The organism is Streptomyces sp. NPDC005551, assembly GCF_042871785.1.
GTDB lineage: Bacteria > Actinomycetota > Actinomycetes > Streptomycetales > Streptomycetaceae > Streptomyces.
The window spans coordinates 1-16,036 of record NZ_JBIAJE010000018.1; the positions used below are offsets into that span (position 1 = coordinate 1).

Below are 16,036 nucleotides of genomic sequence, written 5' to 3' on the forward strand. Positions count from 1 at the left end.
TGGGTGCTCTGCGCGGGTCCACGCCCCGGTGGCCGGTTTTTTGGGGGGCCCCCGGGGTTTGGGGGGGGCGGGGGGGGGGCGCCGCCCCCCCGGGGGGGGGGGGGCCCCCCCCCCCCGGGGGTCCCCACCGCGCCGTCACGACTCGATGTCCCCGAAGTGGTCCCAGCCGCCCTTGTTCGTCCAGGGCGCCCCGTCGACCGTCACCTGCGGCAGCGCCGACGGGTTGAGCACCTCGCCGATCACCTTCCAGCGGGCGGGGAGCTTCACGTCCGGCGGGAAGGTCGCCACGATGGCGTGGTCCTCGCCCCCGGTGAGCACCCACTGGATCGGGTCGACACCGACGGCCTGACCGATGTCGTTCATCTGCGAGGGGATGTCGATGTCCCCGGAGCGGACGTCGATGCGCACCTTGCTGGCCTCGGCGATGTGCCCGAGGTCGGCGATCAGCCCGTCGCTGACGTCCGTCATGGACGTCGCGCCGAGTCCGGCGGCCGCGGGACCCGCGTGATACGGCGGTTCCGGGCGCCGGTGCGCCTCCACGAACGCGCGTGGCGAACGGAATCCGCGGGACAGGACGGCGAAGCCGGCCGCCGACCAGCCCAGCCAGCCCGTCACCGCGACCACGTCGCCGGGCTGGGCGCCGGCCCGGGTCACCGGCTCGTGGTTGCGCAGATCGCCGAGCGCGGTGATCGCCACGGTGATCGTGTCGCCCCGTACGACGTCGCCGCCGACCACCGCCGCACCCGCGACCTGGCACTCGTCGCGCAGCCCGTCCATCAGCTCGGACGGCCAGGTGGCGGGCAGTTCGGCCGGGACGACCAGACCGAGCAGCAGTGCCGTCGGCACGGCGCCCATCGCGGCGATGTCCGCGAGGTTCTGCGCGGCCGCCTTGCGTCCCACGTCGTACGCCGTGGACCAGTCGCGGCGGAAGTGCCGACCCTCCAGGAGGATGTCGGTGCTCGCCACGACCCTGCGGTCGGGCGCGGCGACGACCGCCGCGTCGTCGCCGGGACCGACCCGGACCGCCGGGGTGGTGGTAAGACGCGACGTGAGCTCTCTGATGAGCCCGAACTCCCCCAACTCGCCCACGGTGCCCTTCATCGTCGTACTGCTCCCTCTGCCACGACCGGTGCCCGGTCGCGAGCCGTCTCTGTACTCGGTACGGTCATGTCGACCGTCAACTTGTGCGGTCCGTGCACCCCGGCACGCAAGCCCCGGGCCCCGCGGGTCTCCCCCTGGCGAGCGGCGACACGGTACCGTGGCGTTCCTTTCCCCCACATGATCCTCGTGGCCGCCCTGGAGGTTCCGTGGTACAGGCGTACATCCTGATCCAGACGGAGGTCGGCAAGGCGTCGACCGTCGCCGAATCGATCAACAAGATCTCGGGGGTGATCCAGGCCGAGGACGTGACGGGACCGTACGACGTGATCGTGCGCGCCCAGGCCGACACCGTCGACGAGCTCGGCCGCATGGTGGTCGCCAAGGTCCAGCAAGTGGACGGCATCACCCGCACCCTGACCTGCCCGGTCGTGCACCTGTAGCCCCCGTCTACCCTTGGCCGGTGAACATCTTCCGCCACCGGCCCCACGCCTCCGGGCTGTCCGTGCTCGCCCTGTTGATCGCCGTCACCGCCTGCTCCTCAGCAGACGACAGCGCCACCGCGGTGGTTCCCAGCCCGGACGCGAAGGTCACCGGGCTGTGCCGGAACCTGGACAAGGTGCTGCCGCGGAAGGTGGACGGTCTGGAGCGTGAGGATCCCGGCCCCCGGTCCGCGTTGACCGCGGGCTGGGGAGGCCCGGCGATCATACTGCGCTGCGGTGTGGAGCGGCCCGCCAAGATGGTGGATCCGAAGGTGGCCACGGGCAACGACCCGAACGCCGTCGGGGGCGGCGTGAACGGCGTCGGCTGGCTGATGGAGGAGCTGGGCGGCGGGAAGACCCGCTTCACCACCAGCGGGCGCGACGCGTACGTCGAGGTCACCGTGCCGAAGGACCGGGACGACTCCGCCGTGCTCGTCGATCTGGCCGCGTCCGTCAAGAAGGCGATCCCCGAGGGGATCGCCGACTGATCGTGCCGATGGACGGTCAGCGCAGTCCGGTCGACCGCCGCAGCGCCGCCCGGACCAGCAGGTCCACGAGCTCCGGGTAGCCGATGCCGCTCGCCTCCCACATCTTCGGGTACATCGAGATCGGCGTGAAGCCGGGCATGGTGTTGACCTCGTTGATCACGAACTCCCCGTCCTCGGTGAGGAAGAAGTCCGCGCGTACCAGGCCCTCGCACGACACCGCCTCGAAGGCGTCGACCGCGAGCCGCTGGACGTCGGCGGTCTGCTCGGGTGTCAGCGGGGCGGGCACGATGCCGGGTGTCGAGTCGATGTACTTGGCCTCGAAGTCGTAGTACGCGTGCGACTGGGCCGGCGGGATCTCGGCGGGCAGGCTGGCCCGCGGTCCGTCCTCGAACTCCAGGACCCCGCACTCGATCTCGCGGCCGCGCAGCAGCGCCTCCACGATGATCTTCGGGTCGTGGCGCCGGGCCTCCTCGATCGCCTCGTCGAGACCGCCGAGGTCGTCGACCTTGGTGATGCCGATCGAGGAACCCGCGCGCGCGGGCTTCACGAACAGCGGCCAGCCGTGCTCGCCGGCGAAGTCCACGATCCTCGCGCGGGCGCCCGCGCGGTCGTTGTCCCACTCCCGCGGCCGGACCACCACGTACGGGCCCACCTTCAGCCCGAAGGAGGTGAACACCCGCTTCATGTACTCCTTGTCCTGGCCGACGGCCGAGGCGAGCACACCGGCACCCACGTACGGGACGCCCGAGAGCTCCAGGAGGCCCTGGAGGGTGCCGTCCTCGCCGTAGGGACCGTGCAGCACGGGGAAGACGACGTCGACCTCACCGAGCGCCTTGGGGACGGCACCCGGCTCGCTGTAGACGACCTCACGGTTGGCCGGGTCGACGGAGAGCACCACGCCGCCCTCGCTCCCCTCGGCCAGCAGGTCGACGCTGGGCTGCCGCCGGTCGACGATCGCCATGCGGTCCGGCTCGTCCGCGGTGAGCGCCCAGCGTCCGTCCTGGGTGATGCCGATCGGCAGGACGTCGTACTTCGTCCGGTCGATGGCGCGCAGGACGGCGCCGGCCGTGACCACGGAGATCCCGTGTTCGGAGCTGCGACCGCCGAAGACGACGGCCACGCGCGGCTTGCGAGGCGGCTGCTCGGGGCTCTGGGGGAGGTTCTCGGTGCTCATATCGGGTTGAGAGTACCCGGTGGTAGGCGGTCAGTCAGCGCTCCACGGCGGCGTTGCCCGCGGCCGTCCGGGTGCCGTCGCTCAGCGTCGTACCGGTGACAGCGGAGCGTCGCCCCGCGGGCGGTGCCGGCAGCGTCAGCGGCGTTCCGGCTTGGCGCTGCGCGACATCAGTTCCTTGAGCGCGACCACCGGCGGCTTGCCCTCGTGGACGATGTCGACGACCGTCTCCGTGATGGGCATGTCGACGCCGTGCCGGCGTGCCAGATCCAGCACGGACTGGCAGGACTTGACGCCCTCGGCGGTCTGCCGGGTGACCGCGATGGTCTCCTGGAGGGTCATGCCCTTGCCCAGGTTGGTGCCGAAGGTGTGGTTGCGCGACAGCGGCGAGGAGCAGGTGGCCACCAGGTCGCCCAGGCCCGCGAGTCCGGAGAAGGTGAACGGGTCGGCGCCCATCGCGAGGCCGAGCCGCGTGGTCTCCGCCAGACCCCGGGTGATCAGCGAACCCTTGGCGTTGTCGCCGAGTCCCATGCCGTCGGCGATGCCGACGGCGAGACCGATCACGTTCTTCACGGCGCCGCCGAGCTCGCTGCCGACGACGTCGGTGATGGTGTACGGGCGGAAGTACGGTGTGTGGCAGGCGGTCTGCAGTCGCCGGGCGACGGCTTCGCTGCGGCAGGCGACCACGGAGGCGGCCGGCATGCGGGCGGCGATCTCGCGTGCCAGGTTGGGCCCGGTGACCACGGCGATCCGGTCCTCGCCGACCTTGGCCACGTCCTCGATGACCTCGCTCATCCGCATCGCGGAGCCGAGTTCGACGCCCTTCATGAGGGAGACGAGGACGGTGTCGGGGGCGAGCAGCGGCACCCACTCGGCGAGGTTGCCGCGCAGGGTCTGGGAGGGCACGGCGAGCACGGTGAAGTCGGCGTCGCGTGCGGCCTCTGCGGGGTCCGCGGTGGCCCGCAGGTTCGCCGGGAGTTCGATGCCCGGCAGGTAGTCCGGGTTCGTACGGGTGGAGTTGACCGCTTCGGCGAGTTCGGCGCGGCGCCCCCACAGGGTGACCTCGCACCCCGCGTCGGCGAGCACCATGCCGAAGGCCGTGCCCCACGATCCGGTCCCGAAGACGGCCGCCTTGACCGGCTTGCTCACGCGCCCTGCTCCTCTTCCTGCTGTGCTGTGGCGTTCGCCGCGGCCCTGCGGCGCTGCTCGATGCGTACCTCGCGCGGGTCGAAGGGCTTCTCGGGCGCCTTCTCGCCGCGGATCTCCTCCAGCTGCGTGGTGACGGCGGCCATGATGACCTCGGTGGCCTCCTTGAGGAGGTCGGGGGTCATGTCCCTGCCGTAGAAACGCGAGAGGTCCACCGGCGGGCCCGCCAGCACCCGGTGGGTCTTGCGCGGAAGGACGCTGGGCTTCCTGGCGTACGGCGCCAGGAGTTCGTTGGCGCCCCACTGGGCGACCGGAATCACCGGGCACTTGGTCTCCAGCGCGACCCGGGCGGCGCCCGTCTTGCCCGTCATCGGCCAGCCGTCGGGGTCACGGGTGAGGGTGCCCTCGGGGTAGAAGGCGACGCATTCGCCGCGTTCCACGGCCTCGATCGCGGCCCGGAACGCGCTGAGTGCGTCGGTGCTCTCGCGATAGACGGGGATCTGTCCGGTGCCGCGCATCGCGGCACCCACGAAGCCCTTGCGGAAAAGCGCCGCCTTCGCCAGGAATCGAGGAACCCGCCCGGTGTTGTACTGAAAGTGCGCGTAGGCGAAGGGATCCACATGCGAATTGTGGTTCACCGCGGTGATAAAGCCGCCCTCAGCCGGAATGTTCTCCATTCCGCGCCAGTCCCGCTTGAGCAGAACCACCAGCGGCGGTTTGCACAGGACCGCTGCGAAGCGGTACCAGAAGCCGATTCTGCGGCGGGGCACGCGGACACCTTCCTCTTGGGCCTGGGGGCCCGCACAAGTGTCACCCGGGGCCGCCGGTCTGTCGAGAACACCGTACGCCCCGGCCGCGGGCCCGCTCCGGGGCGCGGGTCACAATGGGCGCGACAAGAGGGGACGGAACGCTCGTGCAGTGGACCTTGGTGATACCGCTCAAATCCCTGGCGCGAGCCAAGAGCAGGCTCTCGGACACCGCCGGGGACGTGCTGCGCCCGGGTCTCGCCCTCGCTTTCGCCCAGGACACCGTCGCGGCGGCGCTGGCCTGTGCCGCGGTCCGGGATGTGGCGGTCGTCACGGGTGATTCCGTGGCCGGACGCGAGCTGGCGTCCCTGGGAGCCCGGATTGTCCCCGACGAACCCGCGGGCGGACTGAACGCGGCTCTCGCGCACGCGGCCGCGATCGTCCGTTCCCGGCGGCCCGAAAGCGCGGTGGCCGCGCTGAACGCCGATCTCCCCGCACTGCGTCCCGCCGAATTGGAGCGGGTACTCGATGCCGCCGCGGAATTCCCCCGCGCTTTTCTCGCCGATGCCGCGGCAATCGGCACCACGCTGCTGGCCGCCGCCCCGGGCCGGGAATTGCTGCCGTCCTTCGGCACCGCCTCCCGCGCGCGCCACCGTGCGTCGGGTGCCGTGGAACTGGCGCCCGACGCGGTGGAGTCGGTACGCCAGGACGTGGACACCGGCGACGACCTGCGGGCGGCGCTGGCGCTGGGCGTGGGCACCCGCACGGCAGCGGCGGCCGCACGGTTGCTGATCCCGGGCCGGCCCGTCGGGCCGCCGGGCCCCCCGGCGCCCTGACCCGCCCCTTCGGAACCCGTCCGCGGATTACGTCCGCGGATCCCGTCCGCGTCCCGGACCTCGGGACGTGCGCCGGCTGCTCAGGCCCTAGGCTTCCCCCCATGCAGGCGACCGCGTACACGTACGACCCCGAGACCCGCAGCGGCCAGGTGCTGCTGGACGACGGCACCCCGGTGCCCTTCGACGCACCGGCGTTCGACGCGGGCGCCCTGCGGCTGCTTCGCCCGGGCCAGCGGGTGCGCATCGAGGTGGAGGGCGAGGGCGCGTCCCGCCGGATCACGCTCGTCACCCTGCACACGTTCTGACCGCGGTCCTGCTGCTCCCGGACACGCCGCGGGCCGGGCTCCCGAGGGGAGCCCGGCCCGGCGCGTGAGTGGCCCTGCGCCCCTGCTACCTGCGGGCGGTGGCCTTCTTGGCGGTGGTCTTGCGAGCCGTCGACTTCTTGGCGGGGGCCTTGGTGGCCGTCGCCTTCTTGGCCGGGGCCTTCTTCGCGGCGCCCGTCGCCTTCTTGGCGGTGGTCTTGCTTGCCGCGGTCTTCTTGGTGCCCGTGGCGGCCTTCTTGGCGGTGGTCTTCTTCGCCGTGGTCTTCTTCGCCGTGGCGGTGGTCTTCTTCGCCGGCGTCGCCGTCGTCTTCTTGGCGGTCGTCTTCTTCGCGGTGCCCGTCGCCTTCTTGGCGGTGGTCTTCTTGGCCGCGGCCTTCTTGACCGTCGCGGAAGCGCCACCGGAAAGGCTGCCCTTCGGCGCCTTCTTCACGGAGACCTCGCCACCGCGCGGCAGCTTCTTCGAGCCGCTCACCAGGTCCTTGAAGCCCTGACCGGCGCGGAAGCGCGGCACCGAGGTCTTCTTGACCCGAACGCGCTCTCCCGTCTGCGGGTTGCGGGCGTAGCGGGCCGGGCGGTCGACCTTCTCGAACGAACCGAAGCCGGTGACCGAGACCCTTTCCCCGGCGACGACCGCGCGGACGACCGCGTCCAGTACGGCGTCGACCGCGTCGGCGGCCTGCTGACGCCCGCCGACCTTGTCCGCAATCGCTTCTACGAGCTGCGCCTTGTTCACGTCTTCCCCTTCGGAGACATTGCCAGAACGAAAGTGTTCAAGCGTTTTCGCACGTTAGGCAGATATATACCGCAAATCAAACACGAAACGGGCTAATCACCCTTGTGCCGCAACGAACTCGGGCTGTCGCGGAGTTCTCAGCGTTCCTCTTCCGGGATTCGGCCCGCGTCGAGGTCAGCCATGAACCGCTCCAGACGCCCTGCCGCATCGGCGAGATCGTGCTTGGCCACGGCCGTAATGACCAGCAGCTTCCGGGTCAGCGCCATCCGTACGCCCTCCGGGACTTGCAGTGTGCGCACTTGTGTGTGCGCTTCCTTGAGTCGGGCCGCGACCGCCGCATAGAGCTCGAGTTGGCCGTCGCGTTCCATGCACAGATTGTGCCATCTGGGGCGAGTTGTCGCCTGCGCAGGGGGCAACTGCGGCCCGTGGCGGCCTTCCGAACACCCCGGCGCAGCACGGCTTTCCGGTTCACCTACCCCGCCAACCACCGGCGTAACGTGGGGAGTTGGCAGGTCGGCCGGGTGCGGTCGAAGGGGCCGGGAGACAGACACGGCTGTACCCCCAACCGTCCACGATTGGGGGTACAGAGGGGTGTTGCGCGTGGCTGAAACCAGCCTTGTGTCAGCCGCTAGTCCGGTCCATGTGTCAGACCCGGAGCGTCTTCGGCTTGTACGAAGGGCGCTTCGCCTCGTACGCGGAGATGTCGCCCTCGTTCTGCAGGGTGATGGAGATGTCGTCCAGGCCGTTCAGCAGCCGCCAGCGGGCGTTCTCGTCGAGCTCGAAGGCGGCGGTGATGCCTTCGGCGCGCACCTCGCGGGCCTCCAGGTCCACGGTGATCTCGGTCTGCGGGTCGCTCTCGGTGAGTTCCTGGAGCGCGTCCACGATGCGCTGCTCGAGAACCACGGTGAGCAGGCCGTTCTTCAGCGAGTTGCCGCGGAAGATGTCGGCGAAGCGGGACGAGATCACGGCCTTGAAGCCGTAGTTCTGCAGCGCCCACACGGCGTGCTCGCGTGAGGAGCCGGTGCCGAAGTCGGGGCCGGCGACCAGGACCGTGGCGCCGTCGCGCTCGGGCTGGTTGAGGATGAACGACGGGTCCTTGCGCCAGGCCTCGAACAGCCCGTCCTCGAAGCCGTCCCTGGTCACCTTCTTGAGCCAGTGGGCCGGGATGATCTGGTCGGTGTCGACGTTGCTGCGGCGCAGCGGGACGGCCCGGCCGGTGTGCGTGGTGAATGCTTCCATGGCTTCTCAGACTCCAGCGGGCGTACGGGCGGCAGGCGCGTCGGACAGGTCGGCCGGGGAGGCCAGATGGCCCAGTACGGCGGTGGCGGCGGCGACCTGCGGCGAGACCAGATGTGTCCGGCCGCCCTTGCCCTGCCTGCCCTCGAAGTTGCGGTTGGAGGTGGACGCGGAGCGCTCGCCGGGGGCCAGCTGGTCGGGGTTCATGCCCAGGCACATCGAGCAGCCCGCGTGGCGCCATTCGGCGCCGGCCTGCTTGAAGACCACGTCCAGGCCCTCGGAGACGGCCTGCAGACCGACCCGCGCGGAGCCCGGGACGACCAGCATCCGTACGCCGTCGGCGACTTTGCGGCCCTCGACGATCGCGGCGGCCGCGCGCAGGTCCTCGATGCGGCCGTTGGTGCACGAGCCCACGAAGACCGTGTCCACCTTGATCTCGCGCAGCGGCCGGCCCGCGGTCAACCCCATGTACTCCAGGGCCTTTTCGGCGGCCAGGCGCTCCGAAGCGTCCTCGTACGAAGCCGGGTCGGGGACGTCCGCCGAAAGGGGTGCGCCCTGGCCCGGGTTCGTGCCCCAGGTGACGAACGGCGCCAGCGAGGTGGCGTCGATGACGACCTCGGCGTCGAATTCCGCGTCCGCGTCCGACTTCAGGGTCTTCCAGTACGCGACGGCGGCGTCCCAGTCCTCGCCCTCGGGGGCGTGGTCGCGGCCCTTGATGTACTCGAAGGTGGTCTCGTCGGGGGCGATCATGCCCGCGCGGGCGCCGGCCTCGATCGACATGTTGCAGATGGTCATCCGCGCTTCCATCGAGAGCTTCTCGATGGCCGGGCCGCGGTATTCCAGGATGTAGCCCTGACCGCCGCCGGTGCCGATCCTGGCGATGATCGCCAGGATCAGGTCCTTGGCGGTGACGTCCTCGGGCAGTTCGCCCTCGACCGTGATGGCCATCGTCTTCGGGCGGGCCAGCGGCAGCGTCTGGGTGGCCAGCACGTGCTCGACCTGCGAGGTGCCGATGCCGAACGCCAGCGCGCCGAAGGCGCCGTGCGTGGAGGTGTGCGAGTCGCCGCAGACCACGGTGGTGCCCGGCTGGGTCAGGCCCAGCTGCGGTCCCACCACGTGGACGACGCCCTGCTCCACGTCGCCCAGGGAGTGCAGCCGGACACCGAACTCGGCGCAGTTCTTGCGCAGCGTCTCCAGCTGGGCCCGGGAGACCGGGTCCGCGATGGGCTTGTCGATGTCGAGGGTCGGGGTGTTGTGATCCTCGGTGGCGATGGTGAGGTCGAGGCGGCGCACGGGACGGCCGGCCTGGCGGAGGCCGTCGAAGGCCTGCGGGCTGGTCACCTCGTGCAGCAGGTGCAGATCGATGAAGAGGAGGTCGGGCTCGCCCTCGGCGCGCCGGACGACGTGGTCGTCCCAGACCTTCTCCGCGAGTGTCCTACCCATCGCTTTCCCTCCGGCCGGCCTGTGTGGCGCCGGCCCAAATTGAGATATCCGGGGCGGCGACGCTCGTACCCCTCGTACCTGACGTCTGCCACCGGGCCCGTTGGTCCGCGGGCCGCTGTGCTTACCAGGGTGGCGCCTTCCACGGAAAATTGAACTTGCGTTTCACAGAGTGAGACGCGAGTATCGTTTCATGGACAACAGTAGCGGCGTAGGAGTTCTGGACAAGGCAGCCCTTGTCCTGAGCGCCCTGGAGTCCGGACCGGCCACCCTCGCAGGGCTGGTCGCGGCGACCGGGCTGGCACGACCCACGGCACATCGGCTCGCCGTGGCACTCGAACACCACCGCATGGTGGCGCGCGACATGCAGGGCCGTTTCATTCTCGGCCCGCGGCTCGCCGAGCTGGCCGCGGCCGCGGGCGAGGACCGCCTGCTCGCGACGGCGGGCCCGGTGCTCACGCATCTGCGCGACATCACGGGCGAGAGCGCGCAGCTCTACCGCCGGCAGGGCGACATGCGCATCTGCGTGGCCGCCGCCGAGCGCCTCTCGGGCCTCAGGGACACGGTCCCGGTGGGTTCCACGCTCACGATGAAGGCGGGCTCCTCGGCCCAGATCCTGATGGCGTGGGAGGAGCCCGAGCGTCTGCACCGCGGCCTCCAGGGCGCCCGCTTCACGGCGACGGCCCTGTCGGGCGTACGGCGCCGGGGCTGGGCCCAGTCGATCGGTGAGCGCGAGCCGGGCGTGGCGTCCGTCTCCGCGCCGGTCCGCGGACCGTCGAACCGCGTGGTCGCCGCCGTCTCGGTCTCCGGACCGATCGAGCGGCTGACCCGTCACCCGGGGCGCATGCACGCCCAGGCGGTCATCGACGCCGCCGGACGCCTCTCCGAGGCCCTGCGCCGCACGGGCTGACCCGGACCGGGGGCGGGGCCGGCCTCAACGCCGCGGCAGGCCCTTCCCCTTCCCAGGCACCCCCTGCGCCCGGGTCACGAACCCCCGGGGGTCCCCGCACCCAGCCGGGCTTCCCACTCTCACGCCGCGCAGGCCCGCGCCCCGTGCGCCCGCCGCTCCCCCGCCCGGCCTTCCCGCCCCGGGCTCAGCGCGGCCCGGACTCCCCGGCGCCGGGCTCGCCCGCCACAGCACCCTCCGCCGCCACGGGCCCGTCCGGCTTCGCCGACTCCCCCGGCCGGGCCGACCGGTGCGCGAACCGGTCTGCCGCGCGCCGTCCCCGCTTCTCCACTGGCAGGACCCCGTGCGCCGCCGCGAGGCCGAAGGGCGGCATGTCGAAGTAGATCGACTCGTACGACCCCTCCGGTACGACGTAGGACTCGTGCCAGATCCCGACGTGCTGACGCACCTTGCCCGCCCGCTCCTTGCGGTTGATGATCGTCCACGCCCGGTGATGGAGCATGTCGGGCGCCGCCGCGTACGCGTAGAGCTTCTCCTTGGACTCCCAGTACTGGACCAGGTAGTACGTCCGAGGGGAGGCGGTCAGCAGGACGTGGCCGAGCAGCCCCCGGCTCTTGTCGGCGGCCAGTTCGCGCAGCATGCGGGGCATCGCGAGGAAGACCGGCAGCCAGTGGTGCACCGCCCAGAAGTGATTGATGCGCACGCCGATCAGCAGGACGACCACGTCCCCCTCGGCGGCTGCGGTGATCCGGCCCTTGATCGGCTTGGCGGACATGGCGACCCCTTGAGTTGGATAACGGCACTATCCATGTACCCGATGCTTGGATAGTGCCGTTATCCGTGGAGGGACGCAAGTCGGCCGAACTCATGGCGCCTTGAGCGGAGTTGCCGCACCGGACGACCGTGCGCGACCTGGGCCTCGCGGAGACGCATCCGTCCGGGCCGGAAAGGAGACGGCGGCCGCGGCGGCTCTCTTCGGGCCGGTCCGCAAGGCGCGGCACCGGCCGGCACGCGAGGAGGAGTCGGCACGGCGGTCCGGCATCGAGCGGGGTGGTACGGCTCACACGGGACGGCGCCCGTGGCCGTACGGGCGGCGAGAGGGGCGTACGCCGAAGGGCCCCCACCGGAGTGGAGGCCCTTCGAACCGCGTACCCCCGACCGGATTCGAACCGGCGCTACCGCCTTGAGAGGGCGGCGTGCTAGGCCGCTACACAACGGGGGCGAGGATCACGGATGATCCAGCTGGGCTACCAGGACTCGAACCTAGAACAACGGAACCAGAAACCGTCGTGTTGCCAATTACACCATAGCCCAATGGTGGTCTAGACCACCGCGTACCCCCGACCGGATTCGAACCGGCGCTACCGCCTTGAGAGGGCGGCGTGCTAGGCCGCTACACAACGGGGGCCCTAGCGATCCTGCATGAGAGTCAGCGGGTGCGACCCGGACTGTCCCCCTGGGAAGGATCTGTACCCCCGACCGGATTCGAACCGGCGCTACCGCCTTGAGAGGGCGGCGTGCTAGGCCGCTACACAACGGGGGCCTTGCAGAGACTGGACTCTGCGATGCAGATAAGCTCTGCGAGCTGGCCTACCAGGACTCGAACCTAGACTAACGGAACCAGAAACCGTCGTGCTGCCAATTACACCATAGGCCACTGAAACACCATCCCCGTGGGGATTCTGTTTTAGCGTGCGCCTCGGGGTTCCGGCCTTTCGGCCCGCTGTCCGGCGGCGCAGGAAGAACATTACCCGAAGGTGGACGGCGCTCCAAAACGGGTATCGGCGCCGAGGAGCGCGGGGAGTTCGGCCAGCGAGGCGATCCGGCGCGGGCCCGCGGCCGGCACGGCCGTGACGGTGTGGGCACCGTCACGGTCGATCCACACGGAGAGCAGTCCCGCGTCGAGAGCGCCCCGGCCGTCGATCTCCGGGTGGTCGCCGACGTACGCGACCTCGTGCGGGGGCAGCCCGAGGGCGTCGCAGGCCGCGTGGAAGGCCTCCGGAGCGGGCTTGGAGACGCCCAGCTCGGCGGCGCACAGCACGGCCTCGAAGCGGTCCCGCACCCCGAGTACGCGCAGCTTTCGATCCTGCACGTGGAGGCTGGAGTTGGACAGGACCGCGTGGCGGTGACTGATGGCGAGCGCGTCCAGGACCGGCAGCACGTCCGGGAAGAGGGCCCAGACGGCCTCGTAGTGCCCGAGGTAGCGCCGGAACCAGGCGTCGGCCTCCGCGTCGGTCAGTTCCCGCGCGAGGAAGGCCCGTACCCGGTCCCGGCGCTGCTCCTCGAAGGTGGCCTCCCCCGCCGCGAACCGCGCCCACTGCCGGTCGGTGTGCTCCCGCCAGTGGGCGAGGGCCTGTTCGACGGTCCCGTACGCGTCGAGCAGACCCTCGGCGGCCAGGTGCCCGCGCATACCGGACCGGTCGGCGCTGGTGTAGTCGAAGATCGTGTCGTCGATGTCCCAGATCACGGCCTTGATGCCCATGGTCCGACGGTAGCTCCGGGCGGGGGTGCCTGTCCGCCGGTCGGACGGGAACGGGGTGCGCCGAGGGGGCGGCGTCCGGTCCGGACGCCGCCCCCTCGGTGTGCCGTGCGGTTACGCCGCCAGCCGGGCCAGGGCGGCGTCGACGCGGGCCAGGGTCTTCTCCTTGCCCAGGATCTCCAGGGACTCGAAGAGCGGCAGGCCGATCGTGCGGCCGGTGACGGCGACCCGGACGGGGGCCTGGGCCTTGCCGAGCTTGAGGCCGTGCTCCTCGCCGGCGGCCAGGACGGCCTCCTTGAGGGACTCGGGGCTCGACCAGTCGGCCGCCTCCAGCCTGGCGCGCGCCGTGCGCAGCAGCGCGTCCGACCCCTCCTTCATGGCCTTGGTCCAGTGCGCCTCGTCGAAGACCGGCTCCGCCAGGAACAGGAAGTCGACGTTGTCCGTGATCTCGGAGAGGACCTTGAGACGGGTCTGCGCGTGCGGCGCGATGGCCAGCCACTTCGCCTCGTCGAAGTCCTCCGGCGCCCAGGGGGCGAAGGGGGCCTTCAGCCAGGGCGCGCAGCGCTCGGTGAAGTCCTTCACGTCGAGCAGGCGGATGTGGTCGGCGTTGATCGCCTCGGCCTTCTTGAGGTCGAAGCGGGCCGGGTTGGGGTTCACGTCCGCGATGTCGAAGGCGGCGACCATCTCGTCGACGGAGAAGATGTCGCGGTCCGCGGAGAGCGACCAGCCCAGCAGGGAGAGGTAGTTGAGCAGGCCCTCCGGGAGGAAGCCGCGCTCGCGGTACAGGTTCAGCGAGGACTGCGGGTCGCGCTTGGAGAGCTTCTTGTTGCCCTCGCCCATGACGTACGGCAGGTGGCCGAACGCCGGGGTCTCCTTGGCGATGCCCAGCTCCCGCAGCGCCTTGTAGAGGGCGATCTGCCGCGGGGTGGAGGAGAGCAGGTCCTCGCCGCGCAGGACGTGGGTGATCTCCATCAGCGCGTCGTCGACGGGGTTGACCAGGGTGTAGAGCGGGGCGCCGTTCGCGCGGACGATGCCGTAGTCCGGCACGTTCTCCGGGAGGTAGGTGATCTCGCCGCGGACCAGGTCGGTGAAGGTGACCGGCTCGTCGGGCATCCGGAAGCGGACGATGGGCGTACGGCCCTCGGTCTCGTAGGCGGCCTTCTGCTCGGCGGTCAGCTCGCGGCAGTGGCCGTCGTAGCCGGACGGCCTGCCGGCGGCGCGGGCGGCGTCGCGGCGGGTGTCCAGTTCCTCCGTGGAGCAGTAGCAGTGGTACGCGTGACCGGCGTCCAGCAGCTTCCGCGCGACGTCCTGGTAGAGGTCCATGCGCTGCGACTGGCGGTACGGCGCGTGCGGGCCGCCGACCTCGGGGCCCTCGTCCCAGTCGAAGCCCAGCCAGCGCATCGAGTCGAGCAGCTGCCGGTAGGACTCCTCGGAGTCGCGGGCCGCGTCGGTGTCCTCGATGCGGAAGACGAGCGCGCCTTCGTGGTGCCGGGCGAACGCCCAGTTGAACAGGGCGGTGCGGACCAGGCCCACGTGGGGGTTGCCGGTCGGGGACGGGCAGAAACGTACGCGTGGGGGCACCCCCTGTCCGGCCGGGGTCGAGGGACTGGGGGAGTTCGCGTTAGCCACGCTTGATCACCTTGTTGGTGAGAGTGCCGATGCCTTCGATGGTGACGGCGACCTCGTCGCCGACGTTGAGGGGGCCGACCCCCGCGGGGGTGCCCGTGAGGATCACGTCGCCGGGGAGCAGCGTCATGGCCTCGGTGATGTTGACGATCAGGTCCTCGACGGAGTGGATCATCTCGCTGGTCCGGCCGAGCTGGCGCTGCTGCCCGTTGACCGTGCACTGGATGGTGATGCCCTCGGCGATCGCCGACAGCTCGAGGTCCGTCTCCACCCAGGGGCCCAGCGGGCAGGAGGAGTCGAAGCCCTTGGCCCGCGCCCACTGCTTCTCGCGCTTCTGCACGTCGCGCGCGGTGACGTCGTTGGCGCAGGTGAAGCCGAGGATGACGTCCTTGACGCGCTCGCGCGGGACCTCGCGGCACATGCGGCCGATGACCACCGCGAGTTCCGCCTCGTGGTGCAGCTCGTTCGAGAAGGAGGGGTAGGCGATCTCGTCGCCGGGGCCGGTGACGGAGGTCGACGGCTTGAAGAAGGCGAACGGGGCCTCGGGCACCTCGTTGCCGAGTTCCCGCGCGTGGTCCGCGTAGTTGCGGCCGAAGGCGACGACCTTGTTCGGGAGCACGGGAGGCAGCAGCCTGACCTTGTTCAGCGGGACTTTCGTGCCGGAGAGCTCGAAGTCCGCGAAGGGGATGCCCTTGATGATGTCGAGGACGAGCTCGTCCGGCCTGTCGCCCTCGACCGCGCCGAAAGCGACGTTGCCGTCGATGGAGAATCTGGCGATGCGCACGGGTTCCTGGCGCCCCTCTGCTGAGCCGGCTGGAGTCTGACGCTCCAGGCTAACGCGGCAGGAGGCGGGCATCTCGCGCATGTCGCGCGGTGCGTCCGGGCCGCCGCCGGCGCGGACGGCGGCCGGGGAGCGCCCTACTCCGCGACGGCCGCCGCGACCGGGGCTTCCATCAGGATCGTGCGGCGGGGGTTGGCGGTCTGCGTGGGAAGCTCCACGGAGTGCTCCTGCCGCTCCGGCGTCCGCAGTTCTTCAGCGTCGGTGAGGTGCGCCAGCGTCGTGCGTCGCGGGTTGGCAATGTTGTGGAACATCATCGTGGTCTTCACTGGTGTTCTCGACCTCGCGGGTGCGGGCGCCCCGCGGGCCCCGGGGGGCGTCGCGCGGGCGCGGGTTGTCGGATTCGCCATCCCTGTAAAGCGTCAGGCTAAACATGCGATTCCCCGGCGATGGCGTGAAGACGCCATGATTGCCGTGTGAGTTTGCTCACTGAGTAGTGGGCATAAGGCGCGAAGTGGACAGCCGCCCCTACCCGGCGAAACGGACA

At 70.8% G+C, this 16,036-nt stretch carries 18 protein-coding genes and 5 tRNA genes; 5 read left to right on the forward strand and 18 right to left on the reverse strand.

What is annotated here, in order from left to right:
• Positions 1-135: 135 nt before the first annotated feature.
• On the reverse strand, positions 136-1,101 hold the full coding sequence (locus tag ACFYP4_RS33705) for a thiamine-phosphate kinase (RefSeq protein ID WP_355785655.1): 966 nt from the start codon (positions 1,099-1,101) through the stop codon (positions 136-138).
• A gap of 206 nt (positions 1,102-1,307) precedes the next feature.
• Between ACFYP4_RS33705 and ACFYP4_RS33710 the strand changes: the two genes are divergently transcribed.
• Both ACFYP4_RS33710 and ACFYP4_RS33715 read left to right on the forward strand, forming a co-directional pair.
• Entirely contained in the window at positions 1,308-1,541 is a 234-nt protein-coding gene (locus tag ACFYP4_RS33710; protein WP_358855817.1) for an Lrp/AsnC ligand binding domain-containing protein, read from the forward strand.
• A gap of 20 nt (positions 1,542-1,561) precedes the next feature.
• Complete coding sequence (locus ACFYP4_RS33715) at positions 1,562-2,068, forward strand: DUF3515 domain-containing protein (RefSeq protein WP_358855818.1); 507 nt, start codon at positions 1,562-1,564, stop codon at positions 2,066-2,068.
• 16 nt (positions 2,069-2,084) lie between these two features.
• On the opposite strand, the gene ACFYP4_RS33720 is transcribed toward ACFYP4_RS33715, so the two are convergent.
• The 3 genes from ACFYP4_RS33720 to ACFYP4_RS33730 all read right to left on the reverse strand — a co-directional run bounded on the left by ACFYP4_RS33720 (position 2,085) and on the right by ACFYP4_RS33730 (position 5,155).
• Entirely contained in the window at positions 2,085-3,242 is a 1,158-nt protein-coding gene (locus tag ACFYP4_RS33720) for a D-alanine--D-alanine ligase family protein (RefSeq protein ID WP_358855819.1), read from the reverse strand.
• Between the two features lie 135 nt (positions 3,243-3,377).
• Positions 3,378-4,388: an NAD(P)H-dependent glycerol-3-phosphate dehydrogenase gene (locus ACFYP4_RS33725; protein WP_358855820.1), complete on the reverse strand. Its 1,011-nt coding sequence runs from the start codon at positions 4,386-4,388 to the stop codon at positions 3,378-3,380.
• Positions 4,385-5,155, reverse strand: a complete 771-nt coding sequence (locus tag ACFYP4_RS33730; protein WP_358855821.1) for a lysophospholipid acyltransferase family protein — start codon at positions 5,153-5,155, stop codon at positions 4,385-4,387. Before ACFYP4_RS33730 ends, ACFYP4_RS33725 begins: the two co-directional genes overlap by 4 nt.
• A 143-nt stretch (positions 5,156-5,298) precedes the next feature.
• Here ACFYP4_RS33730 and cofC point away from each other — a divergent pair, with 143 nt between their 5' ends.
• Positions 5,299-5,967, forward strand: coding sequence for a 2-phospho-L-lactate guanylyltransferase (gene cofC, locus ACFYP4_RS33735; protein ID WP_358855822.1), 669 nt, complete (start codon positions 5,299-5,301; stop codon positions 5,965-5,967).
• A gap of 101 nt (positions 5,968-6,068) precedes the next feature.
• Positions 6,069-6,272 carry a hypothetical protein gene (locus ACFYP4_RS33740; protein ID WP_358855823.1) on the forward strand — a complete coding sequence of 68 codons (204 nt, stop codon included), beginning with the start codon at positions 6,069-6,071 and terminating at the stop codon, positions 6,270-6,272.
• An 85-nt stretch (positions 6,273-6,357) separates the two neighbouring features.
• Here ACFYP4_RS33740 and ACFYP4_RS33745 read toward each other — a convergent pair whose 3' ends face one another.
• The 4 genes from ACFYP4_RS33745 to leuC form a co-directional block, all read right to left on the reverse strand.
• Positions 6,358-7,023, reverse strand: a complete 666-nt coding sequence (locus ACFYP4_RS33745; RefSeq protein WP_358855824.1) for an HU family DNA-binding protein — start codon at positions 7,021-7,023, stop codon at positions 6,358-6,360.
• A gap of 137 nt (positions 7,024-7,160) precedes the next feature.
• On the reverse strand, positions 7,161-7,391 hold the full coding sequence (locus tag ACFYP4_RS33750; protein ID WP_388790683.1) for a hypothetical protein: 231 nt from the start codon (positions 7,389-7,391) through the stop codon (positions 7,161-7,163).
• 277 nt (positions 7,392-7,668) lie between these two features.
• A complete protein-coding gene (gene leuD, locus ACFYP4_RS33755; RefSeq protein ID WP_388790686.1) occupies positions 7,669-8,262 on the reverse strand; it encodes a 3-isopropylmalate dehydratase small subunit in 594 nt (197 codons plus the stop codon).
• Positions 8,263-8,268: 6 nt separating this feature from the next.
• A complete protein-coding gene (leuC, locus tag ACFYP4_RS33760) occupies positions 8,269-9,702 on the reverse strand; it encodes a 3-isopropylmalate dehydratase large subunit (protein ID WP_358855827.1) in 1,434 nt (477 codons plus the stop codon).
• Between the two features lie 190 nt (positions 9,703-9,892).
• Between leuC and ndgR the strand changes: the two genes are divergently transcribed.
• Entirely contained in the window at positions 9,893-10,609 is a 717-nt protein-coding gene (gene ndgR / locus ACFYP4_RS33765; protein ID WP_028806673.1) for an IclR family transcriptional regulator NdgR, read from the forward strand.
• Positions 10,610-10,793: 184 nt separating this feature from the next.
• On the opposite strand, the gene ACFYP4_RS33770 is transcribed toward ndgR, so the two are convergent.
• The 10 genes from ACFYP4_RS33770 to ACFYP4_RS33815 form a co-directional block, all read right to left on the reverse strand.
• The gene (locus tag ACFYP4_RS33770; protein ID WP_358855828.1) at positions 10,794-11,381 is read right to left on the reverse strand and encodes a DUF4188 domain-containing protein; all 588 of its coding nucleotides are present in this window, start codon (positions 11,379-11,381) and stop codon (positions 10,794-10,796) included.
• Positions 11,382-11,755: 374 nt separating this feature from the next.
• A tRNA-Glu gene (locus ACFYP4_RS33775) sits at positions 11,756-11,828 on the reverse strand.
• A gap of 20 nt (positions 11,829-11,848) precedes the next feature.
• Positions 11,849-11,920: transfer RNA gene (locus tag ACFYP4_RS33780), tRNA-Gln, on the reverse strand.
• Positions 11,921-11,941: 21 nt separating this feature from the next.
• Positions 11,942-12,014, reverse strand: a tRNA-Glu gene (locus tag ACFYP4_RS33785).
• A 62-nt stretch (positions 12,015-12,076) separates the two neighbouring features.
• Positions 12,077-12,149, reverse strand: a tRNA-Glu gene (locus ACFYP4_RS33790).
• A gap of 42 nt (positions 12,150-12,191) precedes the next feature.
• Positions 12,192-12,263: transfer RNA gene (locus ACFYP4_RS33795), tRNA-Gln, on the reverse strand.
• 90 nt (positions 12,264-12,353) lie between these two features.
• Entirely contained in the window at positions 12,354-13,088 is a 735-nt protein-coding gene (locus ACFYP4_RS33800) for an HAD family hydrolase (protein ID WP_358855829.1), read from the reverse strand.
• A 111-nt stretch (positions 13,089-13,199) separates the two neighbouring features.
• Positions 13,200-14,714, reverse strand: coding sequence for a glutamate--tRNA ligase (gltX, locus tag ACFYP4_RS33805; protein WP_358855754.1), 1,515 nt, complete (start codon positions 14,712-14,714; stop codon positions 13,200-13,202).
• Positions 14,707-15,495 (reverse strand): fumarylacetoacetate hydrolase family protein, encoded by a 789-nt coding sequence (locus ACFYP4_RS33810; protein WP_358855755.1) that lies wholly within the window; start codon positions 15,493-15,495, stop codon positions 14,707-14,709. Before ACFYP4_RS33810 ends, gltX begins: the two co-directional genes overlap by 8 nt.
• Before the next feature lie 134 nt (positions 15,496-15,629).
• Positions 15,630-15,818 (reverse strand): hypothetical protein, encoded by a 189-nt coding sequence (locus tag ACFYP4_RS33815; protein WP_358855756.1) that lies wholly within the window; start codon positions 15,816-15,818, stop codon positions 15,630-15,632.
• Positions 15,819-16,036: the final 218 nt, after the last annotated feature.